Annotated in this window: 22 protein-coding genes; 7 read left to right on the forward strand and 15 right to left on the reverse strand. The window is 72.1% G+C overall.

Annotated elements, in window-relative coordinates:
* Positions 1-18 precede the first annotated feature (18 nt).
* The 7 genes from ACFTXQ_RS26770 to ACFTXQ_RS26800 all read right to left on the reverse strand — a co-directional run bounded on the left by ACFTXQ_RS26770 (position 19) and on the right by ACFTXQ_RS26800 (position 8,327).
* Positions 19-2,628 (reverse strand): SpoIIE family protein phosphatase, encoded by a 2,610-nt coding sequence (locus ACFTXQ_RS26770; RefSeq protein WP_382645048.1) that lies wholly within the window; start codon positions 2,626-2,628, stop codon positions 19-21.
* Between the two features lie 158 nt (positions 2,629-2,786).
* The gene (locus tag ACFTXQ_RS26775) at positions 2,787-3,215 is read right to left on the reverse strand and encodes an ATP-binding protein (protein WP_382644998.1); all 429 of its coding nucleotides are present in this window, start codon (positions 3,213-3,215) and stop codon (positions 2,787-2,789) included.
* 153 nt (positions 3,216-3,368) lie between these two features.
* The gene (locus ACFTXQ_RS26780) at positions 3,369-3,776 is read right to left on the reverse strand and encodes a (deoxy)nucleoside triphosphate pyrophosphohydrolase (RefSeq protein ID WP_382645000.1); all 408 of its coding nucleotides are present in this window, start codon (positions 3,774-3,776) and stop codon (positions 3,369-3,371) included.
* Between the two features lie 27 nt (positions 3,777-3,803).
* Positions 3,804-3,989, reverse strand: a complete 186-nt coding sequence (locus ACFTXQ_RS26785; RefSeq protein WP_030029543.1) for an SPOR domain-containing protein — start codon at positions 3,987-3,989, stop codon at positions 3,804-3,806.
* A 534-nt stretch (positions 3,990-4,523) separates the two neighbouring features.
* Positions 4,524-5,276 (reverse strand): GntR family transcriptional regulator, encoded by a 753-nt coding sequence (locus tag ACFTXQ_RS26790; protein ID WP_382645002.1) that lies wholly within the window; start codon positions 5,274-5,276, stop codon positions 4,524-4,526.
* Between the two features lie 137 nt (positions 5,277-5,413).
* Positions 5,414-6,586, reverse strand: a complete 1,173-nt coding sequence (locus ACFTXQ_RS26795; protein WP_382645004.1) for a DUF4190 domain-containing protein — start codon at positions 6,584-6,586, stop codon at positions 5,414-5,416.
* A gap of 148 nt (positions 6,587-6,734) precedes the next feature.
* Complete coding sequence (locus ACFTXQ_RS26800; protein WP_382645006.1) at positions 6,735-8,327, reverse strand: S8 family peptidase; 1,593 nt, start codon at positions 8,325-8,327, stop codon at positions 6,735-6,737.
* 241 nt (positions 8,328-8,568) lie between these two features.
* On the opposite strand from ACFTXQ_RS26800, the gene ACFTXQ_RS26805 reads away from it, so the two are divergent.
* The 3 genes from ACFTXQ_RS26805 (at position 8,569) to ACFTXQ_RS26815 (ending at position 11,931) form a co-directional block, all read left to right on the forward strand.
* Positions 8,569-9,681, forward strand: a complete 1,113-nt coding sequence (locus ACFTXQ_RS26805) for a pyridoxal-phosphate dependent enzyme (RefSeq protein WP_382645008.1) — start codon at positions 8,569-8,571, stop codon at positions 9,679-9,681.
* 442 nt (positions 9,682-10,123) lie between these two features.
* Positions 10,124-10,942 (forward strand): isocitrate lyase/phosphoenolpyruvate mutase family protein, encoded by an 819-nt coding sequence (locus tag ACFTXQ_RS26810; protein WP_382645010.1) that lies wholly within the window; start codon positions 10,124-10,126, stop codon positions 10,940-10,942.
* Between the two features lie 53 nt (positions 10,943-10,995).
* Positions 10,996-11,931 carry an EamA family transporter gene (locus ACFTXQ_RS26815; protein WP_382645012.1) on the forward strand — a complete coding sequence of 312 codons (936 nt, stop codon included), beginning with the start codon at positions 10,996-10,998 and terminating at the stop codon, positions 11,929-11,931.
* 52 nt (positions 11,932-11,983) lie between these two features.
* Here ACFTXQ_RS26815 and ACFTXQ_RS26820 read toward each other — a convergent pair whose 3' ends face one another.
* From ACFTXQ_RS26820 to ACFTXQ_RS26835, 4 genes are all read right to left on the reverse strand, one after another.
* Positions 11,984-12,775 (reverse strand): trypsin-like serine peptidase, encoded by a 792-nt coding sequence (locus ACFTXQ_RS26820; RefSeq protein WP_382645014.1) that lies wholly within the window; start codon positions 12,773-12,775, stop codon positions 11,984-11,986.
* On the reverse strand, positions 12,772-13,866 hold the full coding sequence (locus ACFTXQ_RS26825) for an alpha/beta hydrolase (protein WP_382645016.1): 1,095 nt from the start codon (positions 13,864-13,866) through the stop codon (positions 12,772-12,774). Before ACFTXQ_RS26825 ends, ACFTXQ_RS26820 begins: the two co-directional genes overlap by 4 nt.
* Positions 13,867-14,038: 172 nt before the next feature.
* Positions 14,039-15,217: an alpha/beta hydrolase gene (locus tag ACFTXQ_RS26830; protein ID WP_382645017.1), complete on the reverse strand. Its 1,179-nt coding sequence runs from the start codon at positions 15,215-15,217 to the stop codon at positions 14,039-14,041.
* Between the two features lie 144 nt (positions 15,218-15,361).
* Positions 15,362-15,799: a MarR family winged helix-turn-helix transcriptional regulator gene (locus ACFTXQ_RS26835; RefSeq protein WP_382645019.1), complete on the reverse strand. Its 438-nt coding sequence runs from the start codon at positions 15,797-15,799 to the stop codon at positions 15,362-15,364.
* A gap of 78 nt (positions 15,800-15,877) precedes the next feature.
* On the opposite strand from ACFTXQ_RS26835, the gene ACFTXQ_RS26840 reads away from it, so the two are divergent.
* Positions 15,878-16,885 carry an SMP-30/gluconolactonase/LRE family protein gene (locus tag ACFTXQ_RS26840; protein ID WP_382645021.1) on the forward strand — a complete coding sequence of 336 codons (1,008 nt, stop codon included), beginning with the start codon at positions 15,878-15,880 and terminating at the stop codon, positions 16,883-16,885.
* Between the two features lie 22 nt (positions 16,886-16,907).
* On the opposite strand, the gene ACFTXQ_RS26845 is transcribed toward ACFTXQ_RS26840, so the two are convergent.
* The 4 genes from ACFTXQ_RS26845 to ACFTXQ_RS26860 form a co-directional block, all read right to left on the reverse strand.
* Positions 16,908-17,585: an ABC transporter ATP-binding protein gene (locus ACFTXQ_RS26845; protein WP_382645023.1), complete on the reverse strand. Its 678-nt coding sequence runs from the start codon at positions 17,583-17,585 to the stop codon at positions 16,908-16,910.
* A gap of 70 nt (positions 17,586-17,655) precedes the next feature.
* Entirely contained in the window at positions 17,656-19,800 is a 2,145-nt protein-coding gene (locus ACFTXQ_RS26850; protein WP_382645025.1) for a hypothetical protein, read from the reverse strand.
* A 131-nt stretch (positions 19,801-19,931) separates the two neighbouring features.
* A complete protein-coding gene (locus tag ACFTXQ_RS26855; RefSeq protein ID WP_382645026.1) occupies positions 19,932-20,219 on the reverse strand; it encodes a lactococcin 972 family bacteriocin in 288 nt (95 codons plus the stop codon).
* Positions 20,220-20,498: 279 nt separating this feature from the next.
* A complete protein-coding gene (locus ACFTXQ_RS26860; protein WP_382645028.1) occupies positions 20,499-21,677 on the reverse strand; it encodes a S8 family peptidase in 1,179 nt (392 codons plus the stop codon).
* Between the two features lie 191 nt (positions 21,678-21,868).
* On the opposite strand from ACFTXQ_RS26860, the gene ACFTXQ_RS26865 reads away from it, so the two are divergent.
* The 3 genes from ACFTXQ_RS26865 (at position 21,869) to ACFTXQ_RS26875 (ending at position 23,542) form a co-directional block, all read left to right on the forward strand.
* Positions 21,869-22,513, forward strand: coding sequence for a hypothetical protein (locus ACFTXQ_RS26865; protein WP_382645030.1), 645 nt, complete (start codon positions 21,869-21,871; stop codon positions 22,511-22,513).
* A gap of 25 nt (positions 22,514-22,538) precedes the next feature.
* Positions 22,539-23,120 carry a Uma2 family endonuclease gene (locus ACFTXQ_RS26870; RefSeq protein WP_382645032.1) on the forward strand — a complete coding sequence of 194 codons (582 nt, stop codon included), beginning with the start codon at positions 22,539-22,541 and terminating at the stop codon, positions 23,118-23,120.
* A gap of 158 nt (positions 23,121-23,278) precedes the next feature.
* Positions 23,279-23,542, forward strand: a complete 264-nt coding sequence (locus ACFTXQ_RS26875) for a type II toxin-antitoxin system RelE/ParE family toxin (RefSeq protein WP_382645034.1) — start codon at positions 23,279-23,281, stop codon at positions 23,540-23,542.
* Positions 23,543-23,751 lie beyond the last annotated feature (209 nt).

Consider the following 23,751-nt stretch of genomic DNA (forward strand, 5'->3'; position numbering starts at 1 on the left):
GAGCCCCGGCAGCGGCGCTCAGCCGTACATGTTCAGCAGCTGCTCCGCCGAGAGCTCGGAGACGGCCTCCGCCGTCGCGCCCGGGAGCGGGAGCTCGAACCAGACCGTCTTCCCCCGGTGGGTGCGGCGCGTGCCCCAGCCCGCCGAGAGGAGGCCGACCAGCTGCAGGCCGCGCCCGCCCTCGTCCGTGTCCCGGGCGCGCCGGCGCCTCGGCTGGACCAGGTTGCCGTCCCACACCTCGCAGACGAGGGTCCGGTCGAGCAGGAGGCGGAGCCGGATCTCGCCCTCCCCGTACCGCAGGGCGTTGGTGACGAGCTCGCTGACCAGGAGTTCCGTCGTGTCCAGCAGCCCCTCCAGGCCCCACGCCGGCAGCTTCGCCCGCGCCAGCTCCCGTGCCCGGCCCACCGAGCGGGCCTCGCGTGGCAGCTGCCAGTCGCCGACGGCGTCCACCGGCAGGCCCTGCACCCGCGCCATCAGCAGCGCGATGTCGTCCTCCCCGTGCCGGGTGTCCAGGGTGTTCAGGACGTGGTCGCACACGTCCTCCAGCGGGCGGACCGGGTCGGCGAGGGCCTCCCGCAGCCCGCGCAGGCCCTCCTCCAGGGGGTGGTCGCGGGATTCGACCAGCCCGTCGGTGTACAGGGCGAGGAGCGCGCCCTCCGGCAGTTCCACCTCGACCTCCTCGAAGGGTTCCCCGCCCACCCCCAGCGGCATCCCGGGCGGCACCTCCAGCAGCAGCGCCGGCCGGGGCGCGCCGCCCTCGTCGGGGGGTTCCACCAGCACCGGCGGCATGTGGCCGGCGTTGGCGATCGTGCAGCGCCGGGTCACCGGGTCGTACACGGCGTACACGCAGGTGGCGAGGTACACCTCCGAGCGGTCCGCGTCCCGCGAGTGCAGGGCCGCGCGGGAGGCCTGCTGGGAGCCGCCGGGGGCGCCCAGCCCGCGGGCGATCTCGTCCAGCGCGCCCAGTACCTCCGCCGGTTCGAGGTCCAGCAGCGCCAGGGTCCGTACGGCGGTGCGCAGTTCGCCCATCGCGACGGCGGCCCGCAGTCCGCGCCCCATCACGTCGCCGACGACCAGCGCCGTGCGGTGCCCGGGCAGCTCGATGACGTCGAACCAGTCCCCGCCGACCTCGGTGGCCGCGTTCCCCGGCAGGTAGCGGCAGGCGATGTCCAGGCCGGCGGCCTCGGGGTCGCCGGGCGGCAGCAGGCTGCGCTGCAGGATCAGCGCCCGCTCGTGCTCGCGCCGGTAGAGGCGGGCGTTGTCGATGCAGACGGCGGCCCGGGCGACCAGTTCGACGGCGACGGCCCGGTCGCGTTCGCCGAAGGGCTCGCTGCCCTTCGTACGGGAGAACTGCGCGAGCCCGACCACGGTGTCGTGGGCGACCATCGGCACGACCAGCGTGGACTGGACGAGGCCTTCCGGTCCGCCGCCCTCGATCAGCCGCGGCCGCGCCGTCCGCAGCGCGAGCGCGCCGGGCGAGGCCGCCGGATAGCGGTGGACGTCCCCCACGGCGACCGGCGCGCCCGGCCCCGACAGCGGGGCGTCCGACACCGCCGAGGCGAAGGCGACCCTGCGCAGCGGCGCGGAGGGGGCCCGCCCGGGGCCCTGTCCGGGCAGTGACGGCACCCCGGGGCCCTGCGGCCGGGCGGGCCGGTCGTCGTCGCCGAGCAGCAGCCCCTGGTAGAGGTCGACGGCGGCCAGGTCGCAGAAGCCCGGGACGGTGACGTCGAGGAGTTCGCGGGCCGTGGTCTCCAGGTCGAGGGAGTTGCCGATGCGGTGGCCGGCGGCGTTGAGGAGGGCGAGGTTGCGGCGGACCCCGGCGGCCTCGCGGGCGGCGAGGTGGCGGCGGGTGACGTCGGTGCCGATGCCGGCGATGCCGACGGGGCGGCCGGTGCCGCCGTGCACCCGGTAGAGGTTGATGGACCAGTGGCGGTCCTCCCGGCTCCCGGGGGCGGCTCCGGTGATCCGCAGGTCGGTGACCGAGTCCCCGGTCTCCAGCACGCGGCGCAGGGCCTCGGCCATGCGGTCGGCCTCGTGCGGCGGCAGGTAGTCGTGGACGGTGCGGCCCCGGTGCTCCTCGGCGGCTCCGCCGAAGACGGTGGCGAAGCGGCGGTTCGCCCGCTGCACGGTGAGGTCCGTGCCGAAGAGCAGGAAGCCGAAGGGGGATTGGCCGAATATGGCCTGCGAGGCCGCGAGATCGGATTCGATCCGGCGCAGCGCGCGTACGTCGACGACGACGCACAGCGCGGCCCGCTCGGCGGTTTCGGTCTGGGTGGGCATCACGTAGATCTCGGCCACGCCGTGCGCGCCGTTCCCGCCCGGGATCCGGAAGGGGATCAGGCCCGTCCACTCCTTGCCGTCGAGAATCTCGGCGACTCTGCGGTGGGCGTCGGCGCGCAGCTCGGACGGCATGAAGGCGTCGACCGGATCGCGTCCCACGGCCTGCGCGGCCGTCAGTCCGAAGAGCTCCTCGGCCCGCAGGCTCCACTGGTCGATGAGCCCGTCAGGCCCGATCGAGAACGATGCGACCTTTATGTAGTCATATATCGAGCCAGGCGGACTGCTGTGCCACAGGGAGTCGTGCCATGTCTCCCGAGGCACGTCGGCCTGATGTGCCTGCGCAGGTATCTCGCTCACGCGACCGTCCCCTCCAGCTCACCGCAACCGGACCGGCCATGACCGCAGTATTCAGCACCACGGCCCCTGACGGCACGGCGTTCACGATCACAAAAAGGTCCCGTTAGTTTTTAGCCACCTCGTGCGACGGACGGCCACCCTTCCCCTTGTTACTCACCAGGAAGTGCCAACTCGAACCACACAGTCTTGCCCGACTTCCCGTGCCGGGTCCCCCAGCGCTGAGAGGAGACGGCGACGAGGTGCAGTCCGCGACCGCCCTCGTCGCTGGGCTTCGCGACGCGTTCACGGGGCGGATCCGGAAGCGGATCGGAAACCTCCACGAGCAGCGCGGGCCCGCCCTGTGTGCCGTCGGCGGCTGGATTCCGCCGTTCCAGCCGGACCCCGATGGGGCCGGACGCGTACCTCAGGGAGTTGGTGACGAGCTCGCTGACCAGCAGGACGGTCACATCTCCGACGGAGTCCAGGCCCCAGGCGCGGAGGGTGCCGCGGACGGCGTGTCGGGCGGTGCGGACGGCACCGGGCTCGGCGGGGAAGGCCCACTCGGCGCATTCACCGTCTGTGTCGATCACGCCGATCACTTCCCGGGCCAGCAGCGACCCCAGTCCGGTTCGTCTGTGACGAAAGGGGGACGAGATAGGGATTAATAGCGACATACCCGATATTCGAGGCGTCGTACCACTCGATCCCCCGGCACCGGCGCACTGTGGCGCAGACGGCCTACAGCGAGAGCGTCACGCGCCCCCGGCGGCTGCGCGCAGCCGGCGCCCGGCCTCGGCGACGGCGGGCCGGTCCTGGTCGAGCCAGTCCACCGACTCCAGGTCCTCGGGCCCGAGCCAGCGCAGCTCGTCGTGGTCCTCCAGCGGGGCGGGCACTCCGGAGAGCAGCCGGGCGGTCCACACGTGCAGCACGAGGCCGGGCTTCAGCGGCCACTCCCCCGGGATCCGCTCCAGCGGCTCGGTCTCGACGCCGAGCTCCTCGCGCAGTTCGCGCACCAGCGCGTCGGGGACGGATTCACCCGGCTCGGCCTTGCCGCCCGGAAGCTCCCAGCGCCCGGCCAGTTCCGGGGGTGCGCTGCGGCGGGCGGCCAGCAGGCGCCCCTCATGACAAAGGGCTCCGCCCACGACCACTCGTACCGTCATGGGCGGAGCCTATGTCAACGCTGATGCTCAGTTCATCGTGGCGGTCTGACCGATCCGCTCGACCCAGTAGAGCTGCTTGTGTCCTCGGTCGTCGAGGCTGTCGACGACCTTCTGGGCCTCGGCCCGGGTGGCGTACCGGCCCACCCGGTAGCGGTTGCCGTTGTCGTCCTGACGTATGACCAGCCACGGGAGCAGGGCACCGCTGTCGTTCATCGCGTTTCACCCTCCGCCGACGTACCTGCCCGGGAAACCGCATTGCGCATATGCCTGAGCTTACGCCCGACCTTTACGCACCGGATACGGTTTTTCACAAAGAGGTACCTAGGGGGCGTACGCATCCGGCCACGTGTACGAGCGGGCCGTGCGCGCCGGTTCAGAACCGGCGCGCGGTGGGCGCGGGCGTACACGCGGTTCGGGCCTGCCCGGTGGCACTTCGCCCTGGTCATCCGGGCGGTCAACGGGCACAGGAGAAGGGCGAGTCCGGGCGCGCGATGAAGGCGAGAAGGCCTCGGCGCAGATGCCGGGCAGCCCGGAGAATGCGAGCATCAGGAGGGTGGAGGCGACCACGATCGCGCCGAAACCCACCGGGTTGAACCCGTGGGTGCCGGCGGGCCCGGTCCCGACGGAACGCAGGCCCGTCATGACGACGCGTCATGACGGCCCGTCAGCCCTGGTTTGTCCGCTCACCGGTACGGTCCGCTGCCGGGGCTCCGCGCCCGCGGAGGGGGAGCCCCGGGAGCGGGGCCGTCAGCGGACCGGCAGGTGGTACGACAGGCGGTAGCGGTCCGCCGGGACCACGACGTCGGCGGTTTCGACGGCGCGGCCGGAGGCGAAGTACGTGCGGCCGATCACCAGCACCACGTGCCCCGGCACCCCGCCCAGCAGCACCAGTTCCTCCGCCAGGCCCGGTCTCGCGCCGACCTCTTCCACCACGTTGTCCACGACGACGTCGATCGCAGCCATCCGGTCGACCACCCCGGAACCGCCCAGCGGCCCCTCCTCCGGCAGCATCACCGGGGTCCGGCCGGTCACGGCGAGCGGCTCCCAGGAGGTGGACAGCATCATGGCCTCCCCCGCGTCGCGGAAGACGTACCTGGTCCGCATCACCCGTTCCCCCGGCTCGATGCCCAGCCGCTTCGCGATCTCCGCCGGCGCGCACCGCTGCTCGCTGTTCGACTCCCACGTGCCCCGCACGCCCGATTCCGCCTGCTCCTGCCGGAACGGCGTGGACGCGCCGCCCGTGCGGTAGCCGGAGCGGGCGACCCGCCGCGGTACCGGCTGTTCCCGTACGTACGTACCCGACCCGGACCGGCCCTCGACCAGGCCCTCCGCCATGAGGACCTTGCGCGCCTCCAGCGCCACGGTGTCGGAGACCCCGTACTCCTCGCGGATGCGGGCCTGCGAAGGGAGCCGGGCGTGCGGGGGCAGGGAACCGTCGACGATCTTCCGTCGGAGATCCCCGGCCACGCGCAGGTAGGCCGGCTGCTCACCGAAAGTCACTGGCCACTCCCATCAGGTTGACAGACAGCTACACCCTGGCAACCGACGGTTGTACGCCGCAAGCAAGGGCCAGAGTTTCACCCGAAGTGATGAAGCCAGGTCACTCAAACCCGTTACCGCGCGTTACGGGGACGACGTCACGCCGCCTCGGTGGAAGGAGCGCGTCCGGGCCCGCTGCCGGGACCCCCGCCCGGCCCGCCCGGAGAGTCCTCCAGCCATTCCGGAACCGTGGTCGCCAGCCCGTACGCCCCGCGCAGCGACTTCTCCGTCTGCACCGACAGCGCACCCACGGCCAGTTCCCGCTGCCGGTCGAACTCCGCCGCCGTCCGCGCCTGCGAGGCCTTCACCCAGAGCCTGCGCGCCGCGTCGATCTCCTTGAGCGCGGCCGCGGCCGCCGCCTCCATGCCGGGCCGGCCCCTGTGACCCTCCAGCACCTTCGCCTCGTCGCCCAGCGCGCCGTATACCTTCCGGGCCCACGCCTGGTGCTCCGCCAGCGCGTCCTCGACGTCCTCGTCCGGCGAACGGCTCAGGAGGAATTCGAGCGCGTTCGCCGCCTTCAGGAACTCCACCTGCGCGGGCGCCAGTTCCGCCTCGCCCCGGCGCAGGCTGCCGCGCTGCTCCTCCTCGGTCGTCGCGATCACGCACAGCAGCCGCCGGTCCCCCTGGCGCCAGGCCTCGCGGGAGGGCGCGAAGTAGAACATCTCGGCGGTGGCGGGCAGCGCCCAGGTGTCCATCGCGTAGGCGTCCTGGGCCTGCCAGCAGGCGTCCTCCGTACCGCGGTTCGCCTCCCGCGAGCCGGGGACGCCTTCCTGTTCCACCGGCGCTGAGTGGGTGACCTCGCCGTGGTGCGGCTGCGCGCAGTCGATCCGGTAGGTCAGGGGCCGGTCGTCCATCATGTCCCCGCCCGGGACGTTGAAGCAGTCCCCCTTGCGCAGGTCCTCCATGTCCGTCAGCTCACCCTCGGCCTCGGTCACTTCGCCGATCCGGTGGAACCGTTCGCCGAGCGCCGACGCGACCCGTCCCGCGGTCACGACCAGTACGACGGTCATCACCACCGACACCGCCAGGCCCACGATCGCCAGCACCTTGCCGCGCTGCCGCTTGTTCGCGATCTGTACGAGGGCCACGATCCCGAAGACGACGCCCAGCGGCGGCAGGCACAGCAGACCGACGAGGAGCGAGGCGAGCGCGAAGCCGTTGAGCACCGGCGGGAGCTGTCCCTGGGCGGGCGGCGGGCCCCACGGGGACCGCGGGGAGGGCGGGGGCCAGGAGTGGCCCGGTCCTGCGGGAGGGCTCGGCGGGGTGGTCACGGGGCGGCGGACTCCATCACAGGGGGCGCGAACGAATGCGCGAATAGTACGCAGCGGGGGCGACCGCCCTGTCGGTCGCCCCCGCCTGTTCACCGCGGCTCAGCCGTGCGCTCGTACGGCCGGAACCGTACGGTCGTGACCCGTAGGGTCAGAACTGGAGCGCCCAGGAGTCGATCTTTCCGGTGTCGATGTTCGCGTTGTCGTTCACCCGGAGCTTCCACACCCCGTTGGCGACCTCGGCGGAGGCGTTCACCGTGAAGGTCTTGATGATGTTGTCCGCGCTGCCGCCGGCCCGGTTGTGCAGGGTGTAGACGGTGCCGTCGGGCGCGACCAGGTCGACCTTGAGGTCACCGATGTAGGTGTGCTTGATGTCGACCGCGACGCTCAGCGTCGCCGGCGCGTTGCCGGGGACCCCGCTGACGGTGACCGGCGATTCGACGGTCGCGTTGTCGTTGATCGCGTAGTCCGCGGTGTTCTCGAAGCGCTTCCCGGGCGGGGTGGTGCCGCCGGCGCCCACGTAGAGCAGCCGGTTCGGGGAGCCGGATCCGGGGCCGGTCACGACGTTCGGGGTGGCCGCGTTCACCAGGCCGTCGCGCACCTGGGCCGGGGTGCTCGACGGGTTCTGCGACAGGTACAGCGCCGCCGCGCCCACGACGTGCGGCGTGGCCATCGAGGTGCCGGAGATCGTGTTGGTGGCGGTGTCGCCCGTACCCCACGAGGAGGTGATGGAGGAGCCCGGCGCGAAGATGTCCAGGATGGAGCCGTAGTTGGAGTAGCTGGCCTTCGCGTCGGTGTTGGTGGTGGCGCCGACCGTGATGGCCTCGGCGACGCGCGCCGGGGACTTGGTGGAGGCGTCCGTGGACTCGTTGCCGGCGGCGACGCCGTAGGTGATGCCGGAGGCTATGGAGTTGCGTACGGCGGTGTCGAGCGCGGAGTCCGCGCCGCCGCCGAGCGACATGTTGGCGACGGCCGGCTTGACGGCGTTGCGCGTCACCCAGTCGATGCCGGCGACGACCTGGGCGGTCGTACCGGAGCCGTTGTTGTCGAGCACGCGCACGCCGACGATCTTGGCCTTCTTGGCCACGCCGTACGAGCCGCCCGCGACGGTGCCGGCGACGTGCGTGCCGTGGCCGTGGCCGTCCTGGGCGGTGTTGTCGTTGTCGACGGCGTCGTAGCCGTCGGAGGCGCGGCCGCCGAAGTCCTGGTGGGTCTTGCGGACGCCGGTGTCGATGATGTAGGCGGTGACGCCCTCGCCGGCCTTGTCCGGGTAGGTGTAGCTCTGGTTCAGCGGGAGCGCGCGCTGGTCGATGCGGTCCAGGCCCCAGGACGGCGGGTTGGGCTGGGTGGCGTCGGCGGCGGCGTCGGCGGCGTCGATGGTGAAGACACGGTTCTGCACGACGGACTTGACGGCCGGGTCGGCGGCGAGCTTCCTGGCCTGCGCCTCGGAGACCTGGATGGAGTAGCCGTTGAGGGCGGCGCTGTAGGTCCGGTCGATCTTCGCGCCGTACCGCTTGGCGACGGCCTTGCCGCTGTCGGCGGTGGAGCGGGCGGCGGAGTCGTTCAGGGTCACGATGTAGCTGCCGGGGACGCTTCCGGCGGCGCCGGCGTTCTCGATGACGCCCTGCGCGCCGGTGTCGGCCGCCGAGGCGGGTAGCGCGGCGGCCGCGCCGAGCGCGAGGGCCGCGACGGCGGTCGCGCTGATGCCGGCGATCCTCCGGCGGGTGTGACGCATCACGGACATGTGAGGGGTCCTCCTCATAGGTGGTGCGCTGCGGGGGGTGGGGCGGGGCCTGACGGGCACTCACGCGCATGCCGGGTGAAAGGAACAGGGCGGAGATAGGCATGCTCATGTCAAAGCAATCGGCCCAACGGGCTGTCGCCTCCGAAAGGTTGACCCACGGCCGCCGCCTGCCACAAGAGGACGGCCGACGCGTAACATCCGTGCCATACCCCGGCCATGATTGAGCAAAGGCGCTCCGCACATGACGCACGCACTGCCCGGATATGTCTGCCCAGAGGACGACACGCGTGCGGACGCCCGCACGGCCCCGTGGTGCTGCCCCGTCTGCGGCGGCCCGTGGGACCTCGATTTCACGCCGGATCCGGCCGCGGCGCTGGATCCGGCCGCGGGGCCCCATTCGCTGTGGCGGTACGGGGCCGCGCTGCCGCTGCCGGGGGCGTTCTCCGTCACGCTGGCGGAGGGGCACACTCCGATGGTGCCGCTGGGGGAACGGGTTCACGCCAAACTCGACTTCCTGATGCCGACGCTGTCCTTCAAGGACCGGGGCGCGGTGATGCTCGCAGAACTGGCCCGGCGGCTGGCTCCGCAGCGGGTGGTGGCGGACAGCAGCGGCAACGCGGGGACGTCGGTGGCGGCGTACTGCGCGCGGGCCGGGCTCGATTGTGAAGTTTTCGTGCCCGAGGGCACCTCGGAGAAGAAGACCGAGCAGATGCGGGCGCACGGGGCGGTCGTACGGGTGGTCGCGGGCGGCCGCGAGGCCGCGGCGGAGGCGGCGCGGCGGGCCGCCGACGAGCCGGGGGTGTTCTACGCGAGCCACGTCTTCAACCCGTACTTCCTGCACGGGACGAAGACGTACGTGTACGAGGTGTGGGAGGAGCTCGGCGGTCGACTGCCGGAGGCGCTGGTCGTGCCGGTGGGCAACGGCACGCTGCTGCTGGGGGCGGCGCTGGCGGTGGCGGAGCTGGGGCGGCGCGGGGTGCGGGCGCCGGCGCTGATCGCCGTGCAGGCGGAGGCGGTGTCGCCGCTGGCCTCCGCCTTCGCGGCGGGCGCGGAGGAGCCCTCGGCGGTGCCGCAGCTGCCCACCCTGGCGGAGGGGATCGCGATCCCGGCGCCGCCGCGGGGGCGCCAGATCCTGGCGGCGGTGCGGAAGTCCGGGGGCACGTTCCTGACGGTGCCGGACGGCCGCCTCCGCGAGGCCCAGCGGGACCTCGCGCGGCGCGGCCTGTTCGTCGAGCCGACCGCTGCGGCGTGCTGGGCGGCCGTGGGCCCCGGCGCCCCCGACGACCCCCTGCAGGGCCGCACCGCCGTCCTCCCCCTCTGCGGCGCGGGCACCAAATCGGGCCTGGCCCCGTAACGCCGGCGCGGCCAACCCCCTGGGGCTCCGCCCCAGACCCCGCGCCTCAAACGCCGGCGGGGCTGTATTCCGGCTGACGCCGCCCGCCTGGCGCGCCTTGCTCACGCCCGGCAGTCCGCTGCAACCGCAGACACCCCCGCCAGCCCCCGGCATTTGAGGCACGGCGGCACAACCAGCCCCGCGGGCAACTGAGGCACGGGGGCACCCCCGCGGGCAACTGAGGCACGGGGGCACATCCAGCCTCGCCGGCGTTTGAGGCGCGGGGTCCGGGGCGGAGCCCCGGGGCGGCCGGCAGGCCGCTGCCCGAAGCCGCAGGCAGCCGGCCACGGCAGGCACAACCAAGCCCCGCCGGCGATTGAGGCGCCGGGGGCGAGGACGGGCAGCGGGGGTACACGTCGGAAATCCGCGAGCCCCGGCTCCCCCGGTCTGCTGAACTGGGGCCATGGCCAACCACCTTGACCCCACCGCAAAGGCCCGCGCGTTCGCGGATCTGCACGTCCCCGCCACCCCCCTCCCCCTCGCCAACGCCTGGGACGTCGCCAGTGCGCGCCTCGTCGAGGCCGCCGGGGCGCCCGCCGTGGCCACCACCAGCGCCGGCGTCGCCTGGTCGCTCGGGTCGCCCGACGGGGACGCCCTGGCCCGCGACCGGGCCCTCGACCTCGTCGCCCGCGTGGCCGCCTCCGTCTCCGTGCCCGTCACCGCCGACATCGAGGGCGGCTTCGGCGCCGACCCCGCCGGGGTCGGGGAGACCGTCGCGGGCGTGCTCGCCGCCGGCGCCGTCGGCATCAACATCGAGGACGGCAGCCGCACCCCCGCCGAGCACGCCGAGCGCGTGGCCGCCGCCCGCGCAGCCGCGACGGCCGCCGGGGTCCCGCTGTTCATCAACGCCCGCGTCGACACCTACCTCCGCGGCCTCGGCGACCCCGCCACCCGCCTCGACGAGACCCTCGCCCGCGCCGCCGCCTACCTCCGCGCCGGCGCCACCGGCATCTTCGTACCCGGCGTCACCGACCCGGCCGTCATCACCGAGCTCGCCAAGGGCATCGACGCCCCGCTCAACATCCTCGTCGGCCCCGGCGCCCCCACCGTCGCCGAGCTCGGCGCCCTCGGCGTCGCCCGCGTCAGCCTCGGCTCCTGGGTGGCCGAAGCCGCGTACGCCGTGGTGCGCCGCGCCACCGAGGAACTGCTCTCCGGCGGCACCTACGGCTCCCTCGCGCACGCCCTCCCGTACGGGGAGCTGAACGGGCTGCTCAAGGGCTGAGACACCGGGGATATCCAGAAGCCTGCATGGGCCAACGACCCTAGGATCCGGACATGCGCACATCAACCGCCGCCGGGAAGGCCCCCGTCGGCACCCCGCACCGCCGGATCACCGGGGCCGTCTGGACCGCCCTGGCCCTCGTCTACGTGCTCTGGGGCTCGACCTACCTCGGCATCCGGATCGTCGTCGAGACCATGCCGCCCTTCCTCTCCGCCGGCGCCCGCTTCATCACCGCCGGCCTGCTCCTGGCCGCCGTCGTCGCCTGGCGCTACGGCCCGGCCGCACTCAGGGCCACCCGTGCGCAGGTCGGATCGGCGGTCCTGGTCGGCCTGCTGCTGATCCTCGGCGGCAACGGCCTGGTCGTCCTCGCCGAGACCTCGGTGCCCTCCGGCCTCGCCGCACTGCTGGTCGCCGCCGTGCCGATGTGGGTGGTGCTGCTGCGCGGGGCCACCGGGGACCGGCCGCCGCGGCGCACCCTGGGCGGGGTGCTGGTCGGCCTGGCCGGGCTCGCGGTGCTGACCAGCCCGGGGCTCAGCGGTGCGGTTCGGCTGTCGGGGGTGCTGCTGGTGGTGGGGGCCTCGGTGCTGTGGTCGCTGGGCTCGTTCTCGGCGTCGAAGCTGGACCTGCCGGGCAATCCGTTCGCCGGGAGCGCGTACCAGATGCTGGCGGGCGGGGCCGCCGGCGTCCTCGTCGGCCTGCTGCGCGGCGAGCACCGTGGCCTGGACCCGGCGTCCTTCTCCACCGCCTCCTGGCTGGCGCTCGGCTACCTGGTCGTCTTCGGCTCGCTCGTCGGTTTCACCGCGTACGTGTGGCTGCTCCAGGCGGCGCCGCTGTCGCTGGTGTCCACGTACGCCTACGTCAATCCGGTCGTCGCGGTGGCGCTCGGCGCGCTCATCCTCGACGAGGCCCTGACCTGGCCGATCCTGCTCGGCGGGGCGATCGTCGTGGCGGCGGTCGGCGTGATCGTCAGCACGGAGCGCAAGAAGTGAGGCGGGGGCACACCCCCTGGCCCCCGGCCGCCCCTCGGCCACCGGCCGCGCCCTATCCCTGGGCCGCCCGCTCGTAGAGGGCCTTCGCGCGCTCGTCGAACAGCGCGGCCGTGGAGTCCACGTCCGTGTCCCCGCCGCTCAGCACCCCGATCAGCCGTCCGGCCCGGTCGGCCCCGCCCCGGTCGGCGATCCAGGGGCTGCCGCTGGTCCCGGTCCAGAACCCGGCGCAGCTGATGTAGAGCATGTCGGGGTCGTCGTCGTCGTGGCGGGTCTGCGTCGTGCAGGAGACGGGCTTGTTCTGCGGGTTGTGCTCGGACTCCGGGTAACCGACGACGGTCACCTCCCGCTCGTAGCCGGAGGTCCAGTCCGGTTTCGGGGCCTCGGCCCGCCCGCCCGCCGCCTCCTGGACGCTGCGCCCGTCGGAGTCGGGCGCGATGGTGAGGAAGGCGAAGTCGGCGGTGTCGTCGCCCCACTTCGTCCAGCGTTCGTCCACGTGGATCGAGCTGACCTTCCACACCCCGAGGGGCTGGCTGCCGGAGCCCTCGCCGGAGAAGGCGGGGGCGAAGGCGAGCTCGCCGATGGCCAGGCCGTCGTGGGCGACCTCGCCCGGCCGCCCGTCCTCCCCGGCGGGGGCCACGCAGTGCGCGGCGGTGGCGACGACGTTGCCCCGGGGGCTGTCGACGACGCTGGCCGTGCACCAGTGCTCCCCGTTGGCCATGAGCACGCCGACGGTGGGGAAGGGGTGCACCGGCCGCTCGCCCGGCGCCTTGAGGAACGCCACGGCGCACAGCGCCGCGATCCCCGCGGCGGCGGCCGCCGACGCCCCCTTCACCACCGTGCTCATCGCACGTCGGGGTCGGGTGTCGGCGCCGACATCACCTTGCTGATCCACTCCAGAGCGCCCTCCCGCATTCCGCGTACGTACGACTTTCCGTTGTGCTCACCATCCTGGATCACCTGCAGCTTGGTGTGCACGGGACCCTTGCCGTACTCCTGCATGAACTTCTCGGCCTTTTCGCGGCCGCTCTCCCTGGTGCCGATCTGGAAGTTGATGTAGACGTCGGGACCGCCGTCCTCGATCAGCTTCGCGGCGAGCTTCTCGGGGTTGTTCTCGTCCATGGCCTGCGTGTTCCCGTTCCACAGGGGGGAGTCGGGGACGATGTCGACCCCGCTCGCGATGGCGGCCTTGAAGCGGTCGGGGTACTTCAGGAGGTGCTTGAAGGCGCCGAACCCGCCCGCCGAGGAGCCCATGAAGGCCCACCCGTCGCGGGAGGTGAAGGTCCGGAAATTGGCCTTCGCGAAATCCGGGATGTCATCGGCCATCCAGGTGCCCATCTTGGGCTGCCCGGGGATGTCCGAGGCGTCGAAGTGGTGCTTGGTGTCGGCGTTGTGCACCGGCATGATCAGGATGAAGGGCAGGCTGGTGCCGGCCTTCGCCCCGTCGCTGACGGCCTTCTGGAGGCCGAGGCCGGGGCCGGTTCCCCAGTAGTTCGTGGGGTAGCCGCGGCCGCCGGGCAGGGAGATCAGGACGGGGAAGGCGCTCTTGGCGTACTTCGGGTCGTCGTACTCCTTGGGCACCCACACCCACACGTCGCCCGTGAACCCGGACTTCTTGCCGGTCAGGGTGGTCTTGGCGATCTGCGTGCCGTCCGGCAGCCGGCTGGTGCGGACGAACTCGGCCTTCGGCCCGGTGGGCATCAGCACGCCCGGCCGGACGTCGGAGGTCTTGGATGCCTTGGAGGCGTTCTCCTGGACCTTCCCGAAGGAGACCGGATCCCCTATGTCCGAGAAGAGCCCGTATTTGTACGCTGCCGCGCCGCCGCCCGCCGCGAGGGTGAGCGCGAGCCCACCGCCGATCAGCGTCATGCGCAGGCGCTTGGGGCGACGGCCGCCCTTGGTCGTGGGGCTGCCGTCGCCTTGCTGGTCATGCTGCACGGAATTGTCCCGTTCCTTCTCCGGCGCTCGGTCGGAGCGCGGGTCGGACCGATCGGTCCCCCTTACACCCTTTACAGAGGTATGAACGAGGGGATGGGTTGCCTGGGACGGGGGTGACGTGGCGAGTGCCACGCGCCGTGCGGGGCGTGCGGGGCTTACGGGCGTACGGGCGTCAGCCGGCGGTGTCGGGCTTGGGGGCCTTGAGCACCTTGCTGATCCACTCCAGGGAGCCTTCCTTCATGCCCCGGACGTAGTGCCAGCCGTTGTGCTCGCCGTTCTGGATGTCGCGGATGGTCATCTTGATCGGGCCCTTGCCGAACTGCTGCTGGAACTTCGTCATCCGCTCCTTCCCGCTCTCCTTGGTGCCGACCTGGAAGTTGATGTAGACCTCCGGGCCCTTGGTGTCGATCAGCTTCTGGGCGAGCTTCTCGGGGTTGTTCGCGTCCATCTCCGCCTGGTGGCCCTTCCAGAGCGGGGAGTCCGGGACGATCTCGCCGCCGCTGGCTATCACGGCCTTGAACCGGTCGGGGTACTGCAGGAGCGTCTTCATGCCGACGAAGGCGCCGGAGGAGGAGCCCATGAAGGCCCAGCCGTCGCGGGACTTGTACGTACGGAAGTTGGCCTTGGCGAAGGCCGGGATGTCCTCGGCGATCCAGGTGCCCATCTTGGGCTGGCCGGGTATGTCGGCGCCGTCGTAGTAGTACTTGTTGTCCGGGTTGAGGACCGGCATGACCACGATGAAGGGGAGGCTGGTGCCCGCCTTGACGCCCTCGCTGATGGCCTTCTGGAGGCCGAGGCTGCGGTCGGCCCAGTAGTTGTCGGGGAAGCCGTTGCCGCCGGGGAGCGCGATCAGGACCGGGAAGCCGCTCTTGGCGTACTTCGGGTCGTCGTACTCCTTGGGCGCCCACACCCATACGTCGCCCTCGAAGCCGGACTTCGCACCCGCCAGGCGGGTCTTGGCGATGATCGTGCCGTCGTCGAGCTTGGTGGTCTGCTTGAAGTCGGACTTCGGCCCGGTCGGCATGAGCACGTCCGGATCGCCGGAGGGCTTGGGGGCCTCGCTGGGGGTGGTCTTCTTGTCCGCGGCGGGGGGCGGGGTGGCCGCGCCGAAGGTCACCTTCTCGCCGTTGCCGGAGAACCAGTCGAGCTTCCAGGCCGCGAACCCGCCGCCGCCGAGCAGGAGCGCGAGGGCGACCGCCCCGCTGATCCATATCGCGCGGCGGGAGCGCCGGCGCTGCGGGGGCTGCCGGTACTGCTGCTCCTGGTACGGGGGCTCCTGCGGGTACCGCTCCGAACGGTCCTGGTACGGCGACGGCTGGTCAGGCCGCGGGCTCTGCTGGTACTGGTGCACGAACTTCGCTCCGAACGTTCACGGCTGCCCCCGAGGGCAGAACGACTGGGCATCCCCTAGTCCTGATGTACGAATACCTCGGACAGTTCCAAATCCCGGCAAAAACATGACGGGGATCTCAGGGGATCTCATCGGAACAGCGGCCTAACGCTGGGCGTCGAGCACGTCCGCGCACCGCCCCAGCAGGTCGATGAGCAACTCCCGCTCCTCCCCGCTGAACGCCGCGGCCAGCGCCCGCTCCACGCGTACGGCACCCGCGTCCGCCAGCTCCAGCGCCGCCCGCCCCTCGGCCGTGAGCCGGGTCTCCAGCACGTTGCGGTGCCACTCGTGCGGGGTCCGCTCGATGAACCCGCGCTCCTGGAGGTTCTTCAGGACGGTGTTCATGGTCGGCGGCGTCACCCCGCACAGCCGGGCGAGCGCGGCGGCGGAGATGCCGGGCTTCTCGGCCAGCCAGAGCAGGGCCGCGTACTGCGGAACCGTTACTGCGGCCGGCTTGCACGCGGCGTTCTTCGCCGCGACGAGTGCCTGTTCAGCGCGCTTCAGATGAGAGCCGATGCGCTCCTCGGGGGCCATGGAGGTCATGCCCGCATCCTAAAGCCCCTTGCAACCATTAGAGCTCTAACTTAGATTCGTCCACACCTAGACAGTAGAGGACACCTGATGAAGCTTCTGGCCACAGCCCTGACCATCGCCGTGACCACCACCCTGACCGGGGCCCTGACCCTGGGGGCGACGACTCCGGCCCTGGCCGCGGGCGAGGGCGCCGCCCGCACCGATGCCCGCATATCCACGGCCTTCTCCATACCGGGCGCGAAGGTCTACCCGGAGGGCATAGCCACCGACCCCCGTACGCACACGGTCTACGTCGGCTCGTACGCGGACGGCACCGTCTACCGGGCCCGCCCCGGCCGGTCCGAGGCGGAGGTGTTCCTCCCCTCCGGCACCGACGGCCGCCACACGGCGAACGGCCTGCGCGTCGATGCCCGCGGCCGCCTGTGGGTGACGGACTCCACCGCCGGCGTCTCGGTGTACGACGCGGCGACCGGGGCCCGTCTGGCCCGCTTCGACGTGGCCGGGACCGCCCCGCGCTTCGTCAACGACCTGACCGTCACCCCGGACGGCACCGCGTACCTGACGGACAGCGTGCGCGGGGTGGTCTACCGCGCGACCCCGGACGATCTGGCCGCCGGCGGCGGCACGCTGAACGTGGCCTTCGACCTCAACCCGGTCCTGCGCCCGCGGCCCGAGGGCACCTTCACCCTCAACGGGATCGTCTCGGACCGGGCGGGCCGCTACCTGCTCACCGTCGACATGACGGGCGGCGACCTCTACCGCGTCGACCTGCGCAGCGGCGCCGTCGTCCGCGTCGCCCTCTCCGGGGCGGACCTGAAGGCCGCCGACGGCCTCGACCTCGCCGCCGACGGGACCCTGCGGGTGGCGCAGAACGTAACCAACACGCTGACCCGCTGGCAGCTCACGGCGGACGGCACCCGCGCCCGCCTGGTCCACACGATCACGGACCCGTCCCTCCAGATCCCCACGACCCTCGCCCACACCCCGGGCGGCCGCACCCTGGTGGTCCGCTCGCAGTTCGACAAGGGCGGCCCGCTCGGGACGGACGGCGGCACCCCCACCACCTTCACGGTCGCCTCGGTCCGCGGGCTCTGACGCGGGCTCCGGCCTGTACGGCCTATACGGCCTGAGCGGCGCGTGCGCCCTGTTCGGCCCGTGCGACGGTGAAAACGGCGTCGCACCGGTCGCGCACGTAGTCGTTGTGGGTGGCGATGACGACGGTGCAGCCGGCGTCGCTCATCTCGCCGAGGATGTCGACGACCATGGCGGCGTTGTCCTGGTCGAGGGCGCCGGTCGGCTCGTCGGCGAGGACGAGGGCCGGCTGCTTCACCATCAGCCGCGCCAGCGCCACCCGCTGCTGCTCGCCGCCGCTGAGGTGGTGGATCTTCGCCTTCTCCCGCCCGGCGAGCCCCACGCGGTCGAGGGCTTCGGCGACGGTGACGCGCCCGGCCGGCGCGGCGCCGCCGCGCGAGCGCCTCGGCCGGACGGCCACCTCCAGGTTGGCCGCGACCGTGGCGTTCTCGATCAGGGCGTAGTTCTGGAAGAGGTAGCCGAGCACGTCGCGCCGGAAGCGGCGGATCCCACGCCGGTCGAAGCGGGTGATGTCCGTCCCCTCGTAGCGGATCGCCCCGCCGCTGGGCGTGTCGAGCAGGCCGAGGCAGTTGAGGAGGGTGGACTTGCCCGAGCCGCTGGGGCCGACGAGGGCCAGCATCTCGCCGCGCCCGACGGTCAGGTCGACACCCGACCACAGGGTCCGGGGTCCGAAGGACTTCGACAGGTTGTCGATCTCGATCACTGCGCTGCTCCTGCTGAAGCCGGGGACGTACGGGGGGTTGCGGGCGGGGGGACGAGGGCGGAGCCGCGGCTCACCCCTCGCTCGCCCCTTCCCTGACGATGCGGCGGTGGAAGACGGCTAGGGCGATGACCACCGCCGCGACCTCGATGACGACCAGTCCTGCGGTCAGGCCCAGGTCCAGCGAGGTGATCCGGGCGGGCGGGCGGGGCGCCGGGATGCCGAGGGCCGCGTAGCGCTGCAGGTCCTGGTTCTGCTGCCACGTGTGGAAGGGCACCCACGCGGCGAGGAGGAGCGCGAGCAGCCCCTCGACGGCGAGGACCGAGCGGTGGGTCGCGGCGAACCGCCAGCCGCTGATGTGCTTGACGAAGATCGCCTGGGCGTTCTTGCGGGAGTGGACGATGCAGACGCCCACGCCGGTGATGAGGAGGACCGCGACGGCCACGATGAGGTTGAAGAGCTGGAGGCGGAAGTCGCCCACGACGTTGCGCAGTTCCAGGGCGGCGTTCTGCCCGACCGGGCGCATGGCCTTCACGTAGGTCTGCAGCTTGTTCGCCGCGATGCCGTCGAGGACGTCGTCGGGGCGGGGGAAGACCACCCCGCCCTGGGTCGCGAAGGCGGTGTAGGCGTTGTCGGTGAGGAAGGTCGAGCCGTTGGGGACCACGAGCAGCACCGGGTCGCGCACGAGGGACCGGTCCTGGTTCGGGTTGCTGCCGGCGCTGCGGGTCCGGTCGCCGGGGTTGTACGTGAACACGCGCTGGCCGCTGCGCGCCGCGAGGGTCTGCACCTGGTCGGGGCGGATGAGCTCGGGGTTGGTCGGGCTCAGGACGCCGGGTATCCGTGCGGCGATGGTCTGCGCGTGACCGGCCAGGGACTCGGGGACGAGGAGGCGGACCGTGCCGGTGCCGGTGCCCGGGTTCGGGCCGATGCCGGGGACCTTCCCGTCGCGCGGGGCGGGGGCCGCGGTGTAGCGGCGGCCGGCGGGGTCGAGGATCGGCTGCGCGGCGAGGAAGGACTCGTTGACGATGAGGAACTCGCCCTGGGGCAGGCCCGAGCCCGGAGGGGCGAGGTAGCGCAGCTCGCGCCGCCCGGCGAGCACGGTCTTCCCCTCGCCGTCGGCCTTGCGGAGCCACTGGCCGACCCGTGTCTCCATCTGCGCCGACTCGCTGCCCAGGCTGCCGTTGAGGAGGATGGCGGTGGCGTCGCCCACCTTGGCGTAGGCCGCGCGGCTGTCCTGGCGCGTGGCCACGTCCTGGCCGGCGAGGACGACGGATCCGGCGATGGACAGGGCCAGCAGCAGGGCGGGGACCCGTACGAGGTAGGCGCTCAAGGAGGCGGCGCGGGCGGGCAGTTCGCCCTTGAGGGCGCGCAGCACCTCGGTCTTGAAGGTCAGGGCGAGCACGCCGGCGTGGGCGGCCAGCATCAGCAGGACGAGCAGGGCGGCGATGCCGGCGGCCACCGAGGCGAAGAAGCCGAGCCAGGCCAGGCCGTTGTAGAACCCGAGGAAGGCCGTGGCCGCCGCGGCGACGACGCCGGCCGCGCACGCCCAGAACACGGCGAGCTGGCGCAGGTCGCGCAGGAGGATCTCCCCGAGGGACTTGCCCTGGAGGCGCAGGACGCCGTAGGCCTTGGCACCCAGCAGCACGCTCGCGCCGGTCATGGTCACGGCGGCGAGTGCGACGACGAGGACGGACCAGTAGAGGGCGCCGCCGGTGTAGAGGGGGGCCAGCTCGGCGAGGGAGAGCGGGTGGCTCACGCTCGCGCGCATGCCGAGGGAGGCGAACTCGGCGGCCAGCGCGTCGGCGTCGTGGTCCGAGCCGAAGACGTAGTAGAGGCCGCGGGGGTCCAACTGGCCGACCTGGCCGATCGGGTGGACGTCCGTACGGTATTCGCGGCCGAAGGCGGGGTAGCCGTCGCTCAGCCACTGCGACGCCTCGGAGCCGGGCCCGCCGGAGGCGAGGTACAGGTGCCGGCGTCCGTAGGGGTCCTTGAGGTCGGGCAGTTCGCGGGTCACCGTGACCTTGTGGTCGGCTGCGAACGCCGCGACGGCCTGGGCGACTTGCTCGCCGCCGGCCGAGTTGTCGGACTCGGACACCCAGACCAGGGCGGAGTGGCCCAGCACCCAGTCCTCGTCCAGTCCCCGCACGAACAGAAACGCCACCACGGCCGAGAAGGCCAGCACGGCGGCGTGGACGAACTTGATACCTCGGTGAAGCAATCGATTACCTAGGTAGGTGGGAGCGGGGTGGGAGGGCAGGAAGACCGGACCGGAGCGCCGACCGTCCGGTCAACGAACCGCCGGGAAAGCGGAGTTGCCCCGCTCGCCCGGCGACTCACCGCGTCTGCGAATCAGCAGGTGGTGCGGTAGTACGACTTGTTGCCGGACAGCTTCACCGGCGCGGAGGCGAAGGCCCAGCTGCCCGCCGAGACGTTGCCGCTCGCGTCGTAGTACTCACCCTGGACGGAGGAACCGTGGCACTTGCTGCCGTGGTAGTAGTCCGACCACACGGTCGCGGTGCCCGCGCCGTAGTCCCAGGTACCGCCGCCGACGCTCACGGTCGTGGCCAGGGCCGGGGCGGCACTGGCGGCGATGACGGCACCGGCCACGAGGGCAAGCTTGATTCCGCGCTTCTTCACCAACAACTCACTTTCAGGTCAAGTGGCTTGAACGAGTAGGAGGATGGCAGGTGAGCAGGTTCATGATCAAATTATCGGACTGCGATTGACATCACATAAACCGTGCGCTATCCCCCGTATCCGTTAAGTAGCGGTAGGGACAGGCTTGTTCACCCTCCTCCACTCCAATTGGCCACCCCTGAAGGCCTGATGAAGGCGGGGAGGGGGCACGGCAGAAGGGGCCGGACAGCGTTCACCGCCGCGGTCCGACCCCTCACCGTCCAGCCACCCGCCAGGGGGTCAGAAGCGGGAGTACAGGAGCCGGTTCGGGGAGCCGGGACCCGGGACGACGACGGCGCCCGCCGTCGCGTTGGCCACGACCGCGTCCCTCACCTGGACCGGGCTCGCGGCCGGGTGGGCCGCCAGGTAGAGCGCCGCCGTGCCCGCCACGTGCGGGGCGGCCATCGAGGTGCCGGAGAGGCTGTTCGTGGCGGTGTCGCCCGTGTTCCAGTCCGAGGTGATGCCGACGCCCGGGGCGAAGAGGTCGAGGCACGAGCCGTAGTTCGAGAAGGAGGCGCGGGCGTCCCAGCGGAGGGTCGCGCCGACGGTGATGGCCGACGGGGTGCGGCCGGGCGAGTAATTGCAGGCGTTCGCAGCGGAGTTGCCCGCCGCGATCGCGTAGGTGACGCCCGAGGAGATCGACCGGGCGACGGCGCCGTCCAGGGCCGAGCTGATGCCGCCGCCGAGGCTCATGTTGGCCACGGCGGGCTTGGCCGCGTTGGCCGACACCCAGTCGACCCCCGCGATCACCCCGGCGGTGGTGCCGGAGCCGCTGCAGTTCAGCACCCGCACGGACACGAGGGAGGCGCCCTTCGCCACGCCGTAGGTGGTCCCGCCCACCGTCCCGGCGACGTGCGTGCCGTGCCCGTTGCAGTCCTGGCCGTTGCCCCCGAAGGCGTCGAAGCCCACGCGCGCCCGGTTGCCGAAGTCGGCGTGCGTGGTGCGGATCCCGGTGTCGATGACGTACGCGGTCACGGTCGAGGCCGTGGAGTCGTACGTGTACGTCTGCGACAGCGGCAGCGCCCGCTGGTCGATCCGGTCGAGGCCCCACGGCGCGTTCGACTGCGTGTCCGAAGCCCGCACCTCCGCGTCCTGCTCCACGTACGCGACGCGCGGGTCGGCGGCCAGCTCGGCGGCCCGGTCCTGCGAAGCCCGGACGGAGAAGCCGCGCAGGGCGCTGCGGTAGACGTGCCCGACCTCCCCGCCCGCCCCGGAGGCCATGGCGTGGGCCCCGGACACGTCCGTCCCGTCCTTGAGGACGACGATCCAGCTGTCCGGCACGGCGGTCGCGGCCGGCGCGAGCCGCAGATCACCGGGCGGCGGGGCGCCCTGCGCGGCGGTGGTCGCGGCGAACTGCAGGCCGGCCACGAGGAGCGCGGCGGACAGCACTGCGCTGAGGCGGATTCTCATCAGGTGCACCTGGTCTTTCGTCGGCCCGTCGGGGCACGGCACGTACGGCTTACAGGTGCCGATGCTGAGCGATCCCGCCCCACCACCCCCACGCCCCACGACCCACGTCGGCCGACTGGATGCACAAGACACCACGTCCGGGGTGGCCCCGCGAGGCGCGGCGGCGCCGGCTTGTCAGCAGCGGCTGCCTCCATGACCCCATGAGCACTGTGTACGAGACCGCGACCCTCCTCCCCGACCCCGCCGAACTCCACGCGCACCTGCGCGCGCTGGCCGTTCTGGACGCAACGATGGGCGACGATCCCCGCTTCTGCCGCTACACCTTCGATGCCGCCTGGGGCCCGGGCCAGGAGGCGGCCCTGATGGAGAACGGCTCGGGGGACGATTTCAGCGTCGTCTTCACCCCGGCCGGCGTCCTCATACGCGGCTTCGACCACGAGTCGGAGATGAGTCCGTACGGGACGGACGACGAGCAGGTCTGGCCCGGCGTCATCGACGAAGTCCCCGCGGCGCTGCGCCCGCTCCTGGAGGAGCCCGCCTTCTACGACGAGCACACGGGCGCCACCCGTGTCACGGCCTGCCTGTGGCGGGAGACCGGCGACACCGCCTGGCGCGCCGGCTCCGCCATCGACTTCCCCTCGGGCAGCAAGGACCCGGACAGCTCCGGCTTCCTCTTCCGCCTGCTCACCGACCGCTCCCCCGAGGCCGTCCAGGCCCACTTCGAGGACCACTACGAGCGCCCGGTCCCCCTGACCGCGATCCGCCACGTCCTGGCCGGCCACCCCTCACCCCTGCGATCACCGCGACCCTCAACCCGGCCGCCCGCTAGACCCCGCCCTGCCTGACGGCCGCAATCGCTAGGGTTGGCTCATGACCGGACTGCCCGACTGGATGCGCCCGCCGCGCGCGGAAGGCTGGTTCGCGGAGGACCTGGACCGCCTCCCCGAGGCACCCCGCCACACCGAGCTGATCGATGGAGCCCTCGTCTTCATGATGTCGCCCCAGAGGTGGTGGCACGGCCACCTCGTCACCATGCTCACGGTCGCACTCATGGAGCAGGTGCCCGCCGACACCAGAGTCGGCCGCGAGATGACCATCAAGCTCGACCCGCGCAACCGTCCCGAACCGGACCTGCTCGTCACGACGGCCGACTTCGACGGCGACCGCACCTGGTTCGCGCCGGAGGACGTGCAGCTCGTCATCGAGGTCGTCTCCCCCGAGTCCGCCCATCGCGACCGCACAGTAAAGCTCCGCAAGTACGCGGAAGCCGGCATCCCCCACTACTGGTGCATCGAGGACGAGGACGGAGCACCCGTAGTCCACGTCTACGAGCTGGACGAGCCCACCGGCGCCTACGCGCCCGCCGGTATCTTCCGCGGCACCCTCCAGCGCCCCGTGCCCTTCGAGGTCAGCCTGGACCTCAACAAGCTCACCCCGCCCCGAAGCGGCTGAGAAGTCAGCACCAAGTCAGCGCGGGAATGCAGAAGGAGGGCAGGCCGCCCGCGACGTTGTGTACACGCGCGAGATCAACCGGATCATCGACGAGCGCATGGCCAACCCCGCCCCCGGCATCCCGATCGAGGACATCATGAGGGAGACACTGGCGCGCGGTGAGTGAGTACCGGACCGCCTTCCGCCCTGAGGCACAGGCCGAGCTTCGCAAGATCCCCCGCGACATGGCACTGCGCATCCTGGCCAGGCTGACCGAGCCGGAGACCGACCCTCTCGGCTTCAACACCACCGCACTCGTATCCCAGCCCGAACGACGCCGTCTGCGCGTCGGCGACCACCGCGTCGTCTACACGATCGACAACGGAGAGCTGGTGGTCTGGGTCGTTCACGGGGGACACCGGTCCACCGTTTACGAGACCTGATCACGGCGACGACGAAGGGGTCGGACTCGTCAGAATCCGACCCCTTCTGACGTGCAGTAGCGAGGCTGCTACACGTTGAAGCGGAACGTTCAGCACAGCGCTCCCACCTGCGGAAACGTGATTTTCGGAGCCCTCATCCAGCACCGATCCAGCACGGTGCGAGTTCATCCAGCACGCACGAGCGCGACGAACGCCCGTCGCTCGCGACG

The sequence above is a fragment of the Streptomyces sp. NPDC057010 genome (assembly GCF_042673805.1).
Classification (GTDB): domain Bacteria; phylum Actinomycetota; class Actinomycetes; order Streptomycetales; family Streptomycetaceae; genus Streptomyces.